The organism is Sphingobacterium sp. LRF_L2 (genome assembly GCF_965644235.1).
Taxonomy (GTDB): domain Bacteria; phylum Bacteroidota; class Bacteroidia; order Sphingobacteriales; family Sphingobacteriaceae; genus Sphingobacterium.
Window position 1 is genome coordinate 191149 of record NZ_CBFFRI010000007.1, and the last position, 13729, is coordinate 204877.

7 protein-coding genes are annotated in these 13729 nt (G+C 40.6%); 4 read left to right on the top strand and 3 right to left on the bottom strand.

Annotated features, from left to right (window positions below):
* Window positions 1–16: 16 nt before the first annotated feature.
* Window positions 17–1201: an ROK family protein gene (locus ACSZOX_RS15505; protein WP_437920981.1), complete on the bottom strand. Its 1185-nt coding sequence runs from the start codon at window positions 1199–1201 to the stop codon at window positions 17–19.
* 194 nt (window positions 1202–1395) lie between these two features.
* Here ACSZOX_RS15505 and ACSZOX_RS15510 point away from each other — a divergent pair, with 194 nt between their 5' ends.
* Entirely contained in the window at window positions 1396–2607 is a 1212-nt protein-coding gene (locus tag ACSZOX_RS15510) for an acyltransferase family protein (protein WP_437920982.1), read from the top strand.
* Between the two features lie 40 nt (window positions 2608–2647).
* Here the strand turns inward: ACSZOX_RS15510 and ACSZOX_RS15515 are convergent, their stop codons facing one another.
* Complete coding sequence (locus ACSZOX_RS15515) at window positions 2648–5026, bottom strand: glycoside hydrolase family 3 N-terminal domain-containing protein (protein WP_437920983.1); 2379 nt, start codon at window positions 5024–5026, stop codon at window positions 2648–2650.
* A 159-nt stretch (window positions 5027–5185) separates the two neighbouring features.
* Entirely contained in the window at window positions 5186–7474 is a 2289-nt protein-coding gene (locus ACSZOX_RS15520) for a GH92 family glycosyl hydrolase (protein ID WP_437920984.1), read from the bottom strand.
* Window positions 7475–7818: 344 nt separating this feature from the next.
* Here ACSZOX_RS15520 and ACSZOX_RS15525 point away from each other — a divergent pair, with 344 nt between their 5' ends.
* The 3 genes from ACSZOX_RS15525 to ACSZOX_RS15535 all read left to right on the top strand — a co-directional run bounded on the left by ACSZOX_RS15525 (window position 7819) and on the right by ACSZOX_RS15535 (window position 13643).
* On the top strand, window positions 7819–9594 hold the full coding sequence (locus tag ACSZOX_RS15525) for an alpha-L-fucosidase (protein ID WP_437920985.1): 1776 nt from the start codon (window positions 7819–7821) through the stop codon (window positions 9592–9594).
* A gap of 454 nt (window positions 9595–10048) precedes the next feature.
* Window positions 10049–12388 carry a TonB-dependent receptor gene (locus ACSZOX_RS15530; protein ID WP_437920986.1) on the top strand — a complete coding sequence of 780 codons (2340 nt, stop codon included), beginning with the start codon at window positions 10049–10051 and terminating at the stop codon, window positions 12386–12388.
* A gap of 13 nt (window positions 12389–12401) precedes the next feature.
* Entirely contained in the window at window positions 12402–13643 is a 1242-nt protein-coding gene (locus ACSZOX_RS15535) for a DUF4374 domain-containing protein (protein ID WP_437920987.1), read from the top strand.
* The last annotated feature ends 86 nt before the right edge of the window (window positions 13644–13729 follow it).

Here is a 13729-nt window from a genome sequence, read left to right on the forward strand (position 1 = left end):
TGTTAATTTAGTTTTGTTAGTTCAATTGTGTTTTTCTCTTCTTAGACCAAGACATTTGCTGAACAGCAATACATGCCGAGGCCAATAATTGTACATCGTTAATTTCTGAAATTTGTATAGTCGTTTGTTTTGATAGTCTAGGAATGCAATATTCTTGTACAGCAGATTGTATCTGAGGCACTAATGCTTCACCGAAAGCAGCTCCTCTGCCACTGATAATAATTTTTTCTGGATTTAGGATATGAATCAGCGTAGCGATTCCCTTTCCTAGCATATGTGCAATATTTTTCACTGCACGTATAGTCAACTGATCTCCTTTCTCGTAAGCGGCAAGTACTTGTTCAAAACGGACATTTCCCTCCCTTGCATACACCTCTTCCAAACTTGACCGTTCTCCACTCTCCAACGCACAATGAATCTCTTCCATAGCACAAAGCAAAGAGGCTTCAACTTCCAAACACCCCTTTTTTCCACAAGAACAAAGCTTACTTTCATTTGCTAAGGGAATATGACTAAATTCACCTGCATTACCACTGTGCCCGCGAAACAGATTCCCCTGCATCACCATACCCAATCCTACACCCCAATTCAGATTTAACACCAAGACATCATTCACACCACGAGCTAAACCGAAATGTTGCTCTGCAATAGCTATTGCAGACGAATCGTTCTCTATGAAAACAGCAATACTAAATTCATTTTCTAAGCTAGATTTGATTTTATAAAGCGAATTATCTTCGTCAAAAGAATGGTTTATCCCTTCATTTCTATTCACAAAACCAGGCATGGTAACACCGATCGAAAGTACTGATCTTCCTTTTAAATCTTCAATGACCGCATAAATCAATGACTTGATGCATTCAAAGACATCTTTTTGTTCCAACAAGTGAATCTCTACACTTTTAGTACCAACAAGAACCTCATTAGACAAATCTACTGCAGTGGCGTATAAATAATGTTGATCAATTGCCACAGATATTAATGCCCCAAGCTTACTGTTGTTCAACGTAAAATTCATGGCACGTCGTCCTCCTGTCGAAGCACGAAGTCCACTTTCCACGATCATCTTATCTTCTAGCAACTCCTGAACGGCCTTTGTGGTCAGCGGAATACTCTTTCCGACCGACTCACTGATTTCTGCTATCGACTGTATCGACGAGAAATAAATGCTTTTTAATATGGCTGACTTCAGGCTCTCCACAATTAATACTAGTTAGTTAACACAAATATATCATTGAATAATATAACTTCCAAATACTTTTTAAAAAAATTAAAAAGTAAGTCAATCATTTTTTTTAACAGTCTAAAGTACATTTATTCCTTTAAAATTAACTACATTAGAAAAGGATTCTCCGCAAAGGGAAACCCGACATAACATGACTAACAAAACTAATTATGAAACAACGTTATTATTCACTTGATGTTTTTCGTGGTGCAACTGTAGCTCTCATGATTCTGGTGAACAACCCTGGAACATGGCTCCACACGTTTTCACCACTTAAACATGCTCCTTGGCATGGCTGCACCCCCACCGATCTTGTCTTTCCCTTTTTTCTATTTGCTGTAGGAAATGCAATGGCATTCGTAATCCCACGTCTTCAAGCAGAAGGTCAACAGACGTTCTGGAAAAAAGTTTCCAAACGCACATTTTTGATATTCGCCATCGGTCTTTTTCTAAATTATTGGCCTTTTGTAGAATGGTCCAACAATCAACTTGTCATGCGCGAATGGGTCAGTTCAGTTGATCCAACAAAAGGAATACGTATACTGGGTGTACTGCAACGTATAGCCTTGGCCTATTTCTTTGCTTCCATCCTTTCCTATTACCTAACACCCAAAAAGTTAATCTATACCTCTTTCGTTATTCTTTTTGGCTATTGGGGGATAACTATGCTATTAGGCGGTAACGACCCTTACTCTCTCGAAAATTGGTTTGGTACAGCAATAGACAAAAAAATTCTTGGCGTTCCGCACATGTACAAAGGCGAAGGCGTCGCATTCGATCCGGAAGGTTTAGCCAGCACAATTCCAGCAATCGTTCAGGTTATATTCGGCTACCTTATCGGTCTGTTTATTAAACAGCAAGGTGAAGTCAATTGGTTATGGAAAAAAGTCCCAACAACGAAAGAACCTCACTTCAAATTATTAGCGGGGCTATTAGTAACAGGCTTCCTTCTACTCGTTTCGGCATGGACCTGGTCACTCGGCTTTCCTATTAACAAGAAAATTTGGACAAGCTCCTATGTACTATACACCACAGGATTAGGAATCCTGACCATCGGAACCCTCATCTGGTTCATTGAAGTACAGAAAACAGAAAATAAACTAACCAAGTTTTTTGATGTTTTTGGCAAAAATCCACTATTTATCTTCGTCTTGAGCGGACTTCTACCTCGATTTTTGGGATTATTCCGTATCGCAGACGGCTATACCGATAGCGGAGAAATAAATTATACCACAGCACTTAATTGGTTTTATAATCATGTATGCGCACAGATCCCGGGCCCACCAGAAATAGGATCATTCGCCTATTCTTTTTGTTTCTTATCATTTATGTGGCTAGTCTGCTTCTTTTTAGATAAGAAGAAAATTTATATCAAAGTATAAAAGGAAATCGGGCATCTTGTAAAGAGATGCCCGATTTATATTACTTCAAAAAGCTATAGTCTTTCTTCAATGCGAATTCACCAGACAACCTCTCATCCCCTGATGACGATCCCACAAAAAACGTAAATTTACCCTTCTCCGTCTTCCAGTTTCTATCAAGTCCCCACAACTTCAAATCCTCTTTTGCAAGCACAAAAGTAAACTCCTGCGACTCGCCTTGCTTAATCTGCTGTCTCCGAAATTTCTTCAACTGTTTTACAGGGGTAACCACGCTGCTCACCTCATCCACAACATACAATTGCGCAACTTCATCACCGTCAAAAGATCCTTTATTTTTAACGGTAAAACGTATTGTACAGGTAAAGTCCTCCCCTCCTTCAGCCAGATCAACACGTAAATTGTCATAAACAAATTGGGTATAACTTAATCCATAGCCAAATGGGTATAAAGGTTTCGCATCAAACTCAACATAATTATGATGTTTTGGCTTCGTATGATTATAATGTACAGGCAATTGTCCAACAGAACGTGCAATGGAAATCGGCAAACGACCCGCTGGATTATAATCACCAAAAAGAACATCGGCAATAGCAAGACCACCTTCCTGTCCAGGATACCATGCATTTAGGATAGCCGGAATATTTTCTGCGGCCCAATTCAAGTTCAATGGTCTTCCCATAATGGTAACCAACACAATAGGAGTCCCCGTGTCTTTCAATCTTTTCAACAATTCCAGCTGTTTACCCAAGAGATCCAATGTTGCTCGGTCAAACCCTTCACCACTTTCCATATCACTCACCTGCTTAGCCCCTGTTTCTACGTTAGCTGCTCCAGTTGCTTGATAAGAGGTCTTAAAATCCCTAGCACTTGAGCCGCCTAGCACAACAATCGCCACATCCGCCACTTTCGCTACTGCGACAGCTTCATCGATATCATTTGTACTTGTATCACGAATAGCACAGCCTTTTACATAACGAACTTCCGTCGATTTAGAAACCGCAGCTTTAACACCTTCCAAAACAGTCTTCACCTTCTCCTCAGGCTGAGGTGCCGTGTAGTCACCCAGCTGATTGTATATATTGTCTGCATTAGGGCCGATAACCGCAATCTTCTTCAAGCCCTTGGACAAGGGCAACAACTGTTGTTCATTTTTCAGCAATACAACGGATTCCCTTGCCACAGCTCTTGCAAGAGCAATATGCTCTTTTGTACCTACTTTTTTCTCGACCAAGCGTTCATCAACGTAAGGCCTTTCAAAAAGTCCCAATGCAAACTTCTGATACAATAACCGAGCAACAGCCTTATCAAGGGTTTGTTGATCAACCAGGCCTGATTTCACCGCAGCCAACAAATTTCCACCGTACCCAGAACCGCTTAAATCAACGTCTAATCCAGCTTCTATACTTTGCTTAGCAGCGTCTACCGCATTCTCTGCCGTAGCATGACTTCCATTTAAACCAGAAATACTCAGTAAATCCGACACAACAAAACCTTTAAATCCCCACTCATCACGCAAGACCTGATTTAAAAGCCAGGAATTCGACGAACAAGGAATACCGTCAATCGAATTATATGATGACATGACCGAGCCTGCACCTGTTTTTACAGCTTGCTCAAAAGGAGGAAGAAAAGCCTGACGCAGCGCTCGCTCACCTACACTAACGCTTCCTCCATTATGCCCTCCTTCAGGCACTGCGTAAGCTACAAAATGTTTTAACGTCGCAATAATTCTATCGGGATCCCCTGCTCCATTCCCCTGAAAGCCGCTAACCATAGCTTGCCCCATCTGCCCTATTAAATAAGGATCTTCACCGTAACTTTCTTCTGTTCGCGACCAGCGAGGATCTCTCGCTAAATCTAAAACTGGCCCGTATCCATTCTTTCCCCCGACTGCATATGTTTCACGTGCAATCGTTGTTGCCATCTCTTGAATCAGCGCAGGGTTCCACGTACTTGCCTGTCCAATTGCTGTCGGAAAAACCGTAGCACCGATTGCCATATGTCCGTGCGGAGCTTCCTCTGACAACAAAAGCGGTATCCCCAAACGGGTACTATCTACCATATAACGCTGAATAGCGTTTGTCGCTTTCGCGGCTTCTTTAGGATTTAACCCGTTGCTTAGTGTTTTCTGTGTCCAAGGGTCCGCGCGCAAGGTTGCCCAAAGCAAACCAATATGTTGATCTTTGACAGCATCTTTTAGTTTTTTACTTACTCGGATCGATTTTCCATCTTTCTCATACATCTCCCAACCTAAAAGTTTGGACAGCTGCCCAACTTTCTCCTCCACGGTCATTCTGCCGACCAAATCTTTCACTCGATCCTCAATCGGAAGTTGACTGTTTTTATAAGGCAACACTTGCGCAGACGCATTCACGCCTATACAAGCCATCCCAAAAAATAAAAGATACTTTATTTTCATACGTTATTTTGTAACTATTTATAACATATAGCGATCTCTACACGATAAGAGAGATCGCCATACTTGATTTATTAGATGGCCAACTTCGCTGTTCAGTAGCTGTACCCTTTTATTTCGAATTCGCTTCTTACGCTTCCCAATAAAAGTCATTTTCCATACCTATTGTACAGAAACCGGTCTCGTTTCCTTACTGACACCAAACGTAGCCGAAGGCGTACTTCCCATCTCAAACTCTAATTTCCCTCCTTTTAAGATATCTTCGTAAGAAATATAAGACTTATCATATACCTTACCGTCCAAACGTACAGATTGAATATACTTATTCTCTGCACTATTATTTTTGGCTATAATCTCTAAATTTCTACCTTCACCCACATCCACGATAGCTTTATCAAAAATCGGGCTACCGAACACAAAAGGACCGCCTGCTGGAGATACTTGATAAAACCCTAACGAAGAAAGCACATACCAAGCTGACATCTGTCCTACGTCTTCGTTGCCCGAAAGCCCATCCGTTTTATCGGTATATAAGGTGGCCAAAGTTTGACGGATACGATCTGCTGCTTTCCAAGGTTCTCCAGCATAATTGTACATATAAATAACATGATGGCTAGGCTCATTCCCATGCGCATATTGCCCGATCAGTCCGCTAATATCCGGAGAAGCCTCCTCTCCCAGATCTCCCGAGACAACAAATAGAGAATCTAATTTTTGAATAAATGGTTTATCTCCACCAAACATTCCTATAAATCCGTTTACATCCTGCGGCACCAACCACGTATATTGCCAAGCATTTCCTTCGGTATAATCATTTGCCAGGTGGGCGGAGTGAAATGGATCAAAAGGACCTGGTCTAAATTTACCATTCGAATCCTTTCCCCGCAAAAACTGAATGTCCTTATCGAAATAATGTTTGTAAGCCTGACTCCGGTTTAAGAAGTAAGCATAATCTTTCTCCTCACCACGCAGCTTGGCAACTTGTGCTAAACTCCAATCCGCAATAGCAAACTCCAATCCCTTTGCTACCGACTCTACTTTCTCTTTGTCATAAGGCACATAACCGTATTTTTTATAGGAGTCTAATCCCCGGTCATCTTTCATAGCGGATTCCTTCATAGCCTCATAAGCTAAATCCTTATCAAAGCCCGTCACACCTTTTAGGTAAGCGTCGGCAACAACAATAATCCCAGGATTACCTACCATACAATCCGTTTCATTGCCAACCAAATGCCATACAGGAAGTTTTCCTTGTTCCTGATAAATCCGCAACATGGTATTGACCATATCAGGTAATCGGTCGCGATGGATAAGACTCATCAACGGATGCGCCGCCCGATAGGTATCCCAAAGCGAAAAAGTAGTATAATTGTTTCCCTGATCCAAGTGATGTGGTTTAAAATCAGATCCCATGTAATCCCCATTCACATCATTAAACAAAGAAGGAGCAATCATCGTATGATAAAGCGCCGTATAAAAGATCTTGCGTGCAGTAGAATCCTTGGTTTCTATTTTTACTTTTTGTAATTCTTTGTTCCAAGCAAGGTCTGCTGCCTGCTCCGTAGCGTCAAAATCCCAACCGGCCAACTCTTCCTTCATATTCAGTTTCGCATTTGCAATGCTTACCGGGGAGACTGCTACTTTAACCAAAACTTCCTTAGGTTGATCTTCCTTGGTAAAGGAAAACTCACCATACGTACGTCTAGCCGTTATACTATCTCCTCCTTGTACCGAAGTACTATCAGCCAGTCGATAGCCTGCAATCGGTTGTGAAAAAGTAGCTGTAAAGAAAATCTTCTGTTTTTTTGCCCAGCCTTGCGAGTAACGATAGCCAGAAACCACGGTATCATTTTCCACAACAAGATGCCCAACTTTTTCTCCTTCCCAGCCAATACCTGCATCTAAATTGATCAATACTTTTGCCGTTTCTCCTTGAGGGAAAATGTATTTATGAAATCCCACACGTTCTGTGGCCGTCAACTCCACATCTACATCAAACCGATCCAAATGGACAGCATAGTAGCCTGGTCGAACCTTCTCCGAGCTGCGTTGAAAAAGGGAATATGCGCCAGATTCTTCCTTACCTTGCTCCCCACGATCAAATCGAACATCTCCGGTAAACGGCAGAAAAACAATATCGCCCAAATCGCCAATACCGGTTCCGCTGAGGTGCTGATGCGCAAATCCCAAGATTGTCGAATCAGAAATATGATAGCCAGATACCCAATCCCATCCCGTAGAGATATTGGAAGGACCTAGTTGTACAGCTCCATAAGGTACATTTGCACCAACAAAGACGTGTCCATGTCCTCCCGTACCAATATAGGGATCTACATAACGCGTCAAAGAATCTGAATGAACAGATCCAGTCCCCACACTACAAGAGGCCATTGTCAATAAACCTCCTCCGAAAATTGCGAGCTTCTGCACGAAGCTTCCTACTGCTATCATATATAATTTTATAATTTATCAGAATATTTTGATCACTATTTCCAATTCGTGTCAACAAGAAGCAAATACAATCAGTTCACTAAATTAACGTTTTAGCAATTAAAATAAAGACTATCCCACCTTTTTTACACAAAATGATCTCAACATCGTCATTTTCCAGACGGTCTGCTCCCCCTAGCAGCGACGAAAAACAATTTCCGTTCAACACGCTCCGCTAATATAGAAAATTGCCTTACATCTTGATTTCAAAAGATATGACTATATTAGCTTGTCACAAGCTATATACTAGAAGAAAATAGAACCAACATTTATTTTTGACAGACCTAACACAGCACTATAAACGCATGAAGACAAAACGCATCTCCTTACTGCTCATCTTGGTTGCCTACCTCACTGTATGTTCCATAACACAAGCGCAAGAAAAACGATCCGAATGGTTTGAAGAAGCCCGCTTTGGCATGTTCATACATTGGGGACTTTACAGCGCAGCGGAAGGAATATGGAAAGGAGAAAAGCTCCGGTATATGAACAACTACGCGGAATGGATCCGATACCGTAACCGCATATCCAAAGATGAATATGGCGAACTTGCAAAACGTTTTGTATGGGACAGCATAGACCCCGAACAATGGGTGCTTCTAGCAAAGCAGGCTGGCATGAAATACATTATCATCACATCCAAACATCATGACGGTGTTGCCCTTTGGGACACCCACGTCGGAGATTATTCCCTCCCTAAATTATCGGGATCAAACCGCGATGTAATTAAAGAAATTGCCGAAGCCTGTAGAAAACACGGAATGAAATTAGGTTTTTACTATTCTCACTGGATAGACTGGGAGCATCCCTATGCTTGGGATCACAACCAAGAGCTAACCGGGCACGTAACGGACGAACAATTCAATCAATATTGGCAAGAAAAGGCACTCCCCCAACTTCGTGAACTATTAACAAATTACGGAGATATTGCACTTATGTGGTTCGATATGTGGATCCCCTACCAAAATACCATATTTAAACGCGAACAACTGGAACAAGCTGTCGCACTCATTCGCGAGCTCCAGCCCAATTGCCTCATCAATTCGCGGTTGGGGCTTCCAACCGATGCAAAATACGTAGACTTTGAGACCTTAGGCGACAATCAATTTGGATCAAACTACCTAACACACCCTTGGGAGACACCGGGAACCATAGCGCACTCTTGGGGCTATAACGGACAAGAAAAAGAATGGAAGTCTACCAGCCAGCTTTTCGAATCCTTAATCAGCAACGTCGCATTGAATGGGGGGGTCACCCTTAATATAGGTCCTCGTGCGGATGGATCTATACCTTTTGAAACCAGTGAGCGCTTACATCAAATCGGAGATTGGCTCAACAAATATGGAGAAGCGATTTATAACAACACAGGATTAACGCAAAGAATACAACGACACGACTGGGGAACAATAACCCGAAAAAAGGATCAGAATACAGTATATCTCCATATTTTTAATTGGCCTCTCGATAGTATACTACGCGTATCCGGCATAAAGAGCAAACCAAAATCTGTAGAATTGCTAGCAAGCAACCAACATATTCCGCTACGCTATCAGCAAAATGGCCCATTGACACATATTCAACTCCCAAGTAAACAGAGCGATCCTTTTGTTTCTGTTGTCAAACTAGATTACGATACCATTCTATTAGAGGAAGAGATTGTAACAGAGTCGACATTTGCTGGATTTGCCCTGAATACGGAAAATAAAATCAGTCCGAACGACATTCATATTTTTACCTATGATGGAAAACGGCCAAATCACATCCAAACAAAGGGAGAAAAAGTGAGTTGGGAAGTTTATTTTCCAGAAGCAGGAATCTACAGCGTTGATCTTTCGGCTCACAATCCTACGGACGATATTGTCCCTATCACCATTCAAATAAATGGAGAACACCTTAATGGCAGCCTAACTCCCAACGGAAAAATAGTTGTGGAACCTAATGAAAACAATTACACAGATGAGTTTGTTGATCAGTTGATCGGAGAAATCCAGATCCATCACGCAGGAAAACACAAAGTCCTGTTTCAATCACATGGCAATCAACAACTTTGGTTTAACCGCATCTGGATTCAAAAAAAATAACAGCATCCGATCAATTCATCCGAATAAAAAATTCGTATCCAACGAGAGACGTAAACATACTTATTATTTTTTTTGAATGGAACTCGAACAAGTTTGTCCCGCTAAGGCTTGATACAACTGGTATCACAACGCTAATTCAAAAATAAATTGCCTTAGAATTCTTTAGATTCCTTCTAAATTATTTGGAGCATGTCGAATAGAACTGTACATTTGCATTGTTTATACTAAATCTAAATAAAAGATTAGTGTAGAATGAGCCTGTCGGCGGCAACCGATGAAGCACATAGAAGAAAATCCAAACCGTAAAATGGCATAAAAATGAATTCAGCATAATAAAAAACGTCATAGCGAACGGCAATTCAGCTATGACGCATAAGCTAGCCTAACGGCAATTAGACTAGCCAACTCACTACGTTTAACACGTAGTCACTTTCTAACGCATTACCATTAAAAGATGAAACAAAATAGTACTTTTTTTCTAACTATCTGCATGTTGCTGTCATTTTTTTCCACGATAGCACAACAAAATTCCAAAACTTATCAGGGACGTGTCTTAAGTGCACAAGAGCCTGTTGCTGCAGCAACAATCCGCATTGGCGAAGACGTATACACCAGTGATGAAAAAGGCGCATTCTCTTTCTCATCACAATCCGATAAAACCATAAACATTGAAGTATCAGCAATAGGTTTTAAAAAAAATAGACAACGTATTTCTCTAAATACAACCACTAATAATATCGTTATAAATTTGGAAAAAGACGACCAAACCATTGAGGATGTAACAGTTGTGGGACGTACAAAAGCCCAGGAAGTTAACAGACAGGCTTTCAACGTCACTGCTGTAGATGCGACTAAACTATACAATACAACTATGGACATATCCAGCGCATTGGACCGCGTTGCAGGTGTACGCGTTAGAGAGTCTGGTGGAGTCGGATCCAATTTCAACCTTATGCTCAACGGATTCAATGGCGATCAAATCCGCTACTTTATCGATGGGATTCCAATGGAAAATTTCGGAGAAGCATTCCAAATCAACAATATTCCGATCAATATCGCTGAGAGAATAGAAATTTACAAAGGAGTAGTCCCCGTTTGGTTAGGCTCAGATGCCCTAGGAGGCGCCGTCAATATTGTCACTGGAGATCGGATGAATAGCTACATCGATGCTTCTTATTCCTTTGGCTCTTTCAATACACACCGTACCGTTATTAACATGGCTCATACCACAAAAAAAGGACTGTACTTTCAATTAAATGCCTTTCAGAACTACTCAGACAACAATTATAAAGTTACCGTAGACGTAGCAGATATCAATACCGGTGTGTACCAGGAAGGAGTGAGGCTCAGGAGATTCCACGACACTTATCATAATGAATCCCTCATTGCAAATATCGGTGTTGTAAATAAACCTTATGCAGATAAACTTCTTATCGGTGTCGTATTGGGAAAAAGTTACAAAGAAATTCAAACAGGAGCCCGTATGGTATCCGTATTTGGTGGTTGGCATAGACGAGCAAATACAGTAATGCCTACATTAAAGTATAAAAAATCCGATCTATTCGTCAAAGGACTTGACTTAATCGTGAACGGGAACATCAATCTAGGATCTGACCAAAACATTGACACGCTTCATGCTAGGTTTGACTGGTATGGCAATAAAAAGCCTCTCGATGGCAATGGTGGCGAGCGATCGTATTCGATGTATAAATACAAAAACAATGAAGGCATTCTCAATGCCATATTGAACTACCAATTATCAAAAAAACAAAGCGTATCCTTAACAGACGTATTCAGCAATTATAGTCGGAGCGGAAGTGATGAAGTTAATCCACAAAATGCGGCCAATGAACGGGAACAGCTGAGTCAAAAAAACGTCTTATCATTAGGATATCAATATGATGTAAAAGACAATTTTAGTTTAAATGCTTTTTTGAAACATTATAACCAGCATAATGTGGTTGGTGCTGATGAACAGAAAAAAAATATATCAAGATTAGGTTATGGTTTAGCAGCATCCTATTACGTGATTCCCGACTTACAGCTAAAAGCCTCCTACGAATTAACCACTAAAATGCCCACCCCCGTAGAACTATTTGGTGATGTGGAAAATTATGAAGGTAACCCCAGTTTGAAACCAGAGAGCAGCAATAACTTCAACTTGGGGGTTCTATATGATTTCGCGATAAATAATGATAATCGATTTGCCCTGATGGCGAATGGCTTTTTCCGTCAAGCAGACGATTTTATTTACCAGCGCCTTAATAATAACCAAACGAAATATATCTCCGATAACAGAGATGGTGTTAGATCTTCAGGAGGTGACATCGATTTACGGTATTCTCACAAACGTTGGCTAACAGCAGGCGTTAATATGACTTATCAAAAAGTTATAAATCTACAAGAGATAGAACCGGGTTATACGGGACGAAGTCCTCTTTATGGATTTGACATGCCAAATATTCCAAATCTATTCGGAAATATCGATGCATCCGTTATTATACCAAACTTTGGTGCTAAAAACAACAAACTCACTATAGGAGGAAACATGTTATTTGTACGGGATTTTTGGCTATACTGGCCAGCTCTTGGACTACAGGATAATTCAAAAAAAGGAATTCCTACACAACTCAGCCTCGATGCTAATATCGTGTATTCCATTGCAAATGGGCGCTACAATATAGCGTTTGAGGGCAAAAACTTGAGTGATAATCGTCTAGTCGACAATTTCAGCTTGCAAAAGCCAAGCCGAGGATTCTATCTAAACTTACGCTATTTTTTAAATAAACAATAATTCTTAATTTGATATGAAAAAAAGATCAATTTTTGCAACGTTAGCTGCTGCAATATTATTTTCAGCATGTTCTAAAAGTGAAAATAACAACGTTACTCCAGATCCTGTCGACAGTACAGAAACTGGGAAATATGTTGTAGCAGTAACCCCTATTGCAAGTACAGGTGTCGCAGACTACCTACTGACATCAAGCAGTTTAGACCAAGGAACTGTATCCATTATCGGAAATGGTATAGAACAAGATGGTACCTATCGTTACTACTTAACAACAAATAATAAATTCTTTAGCTTCCTTTATGGCCAGGGAAATCCAGGTGCTGTTACAGCCTATAATCTAACTGATGGAAAACTGAAAAAATTAACAGATTTTCAGACGGAGACAGTGGCTGCTTTCGCAGCGGTCAACGAAGATGTGTTAATGACAAAACTATCTAGAAACATAGCTTCTCCTACGCACTATTGGTATAGAGTTAGTACAAATAGCTTATCAATAGTAGGCGAAGGTTCCATAAATGCACTCTCATTAGCAAATAATGGTGAAATAGGATACTTTAGCTGGTTAACACAAGTTGGCAACAAAGTATATGCTCCATTCTTTTCTATCGAAAGTTCGGCTTTTACCACAGCATATCCTAACAAAGCTTGGGTAGCCGTATTTTCTTATCCAGACATGACACTTGAAAAAGTATTTACAGACGAGCGGACAAGCTACATTGGCCAGTACTTCACCAACGGACTAGGCACAGTAGAAAACGGCGACATTTATGCATTTTCAGCAGCCAACGCGACTTCTAAAGTAGACGGTGTAACAAAAATAACGTCTACAAACCCATCGGCTATATTACGTATTGCATCTGGAACAACAGAATTCGATAAAAACTATTTCTTCAACATACATGACGTATCAGGCGGTTACAATATTATCAACTGGACATATGTGGGGCAAAACAACTTTGTTGTAAGTTCAAAAAAGAAGCAGTCGGATGGTACTTATAGCTCTGCTGTAACAATTGCAGCAGTCAATGTTGTAGACAAAACCTATAAAATCGTATCTGGTCTTCCTGAAGCTGCCGACGTAAAATCATTTACACAAAGAAATAACTACAGTAAAAAAGATGGTAAAACGGCATATATCGGAGTCAATCTAGCATCTGGTGAAAGCTATGTCTACAAAATTGATGCTTCTACAGCAACAGCCACTAGAGGTTTAAAAGTTGAAGGGGGATCAATTACAGCTATCGAACACCTAGATTAACAATCTTTTATCGATTTTCCATTTCCACCATATTATACAGGAAGAAGGAAAAGCTAATATTATTTTTTAAATAAAAGCGCTGCCAG

Excerpts from the sequence above, each read along its gene's own strand:
- ACSZOX_RS15520 (WP_437920984.1), bottom strand. The coding sequence starts at position 7,474 with ATGATAGCAGTAGGAAGCTTCGTGCAGAAGCTCGCAATTTTCGGAGGA.
- ACSZOX_RS15525 (WP_437920985.1), top strand. The coding sequence starts at position 7,819 with ATGAAGACAAAACGCATCTCCTTACTGCTCATCTTGGTTGCCTACCTC.
- ACSZOX_RS15535 (WP_437920987.1), top strand. The coding sequence starts at position 12,402 with ATGAAAAAAAGATCAATTTTTGCAACGTTAGCTGCTGCAATATTATTT.
- ACSZOX_RS15515 (WP_437920983.1), bottom strand. The coding sequence starts at position 5,026 with ATGAAAATAAAGTATCTTTTATTTTTTGGGATGGCTTGTATAGGCGTG.
- ACSZOX_RS15510 (WP_437920982.1), top strand. The coding sequence starts at position 1,396 with ATGAAACAACGTTATTATTCACTTGATGTTTTTCGTGGTGCAACTGTA.
- ACSZOX_RS15530 (WP_437920986.1), top strand. The coding sequence starts at position 10,049 with ATGAAACAAAATAGTACTTTTTTTCTAACTATCTGCATGTTGCTGTCA.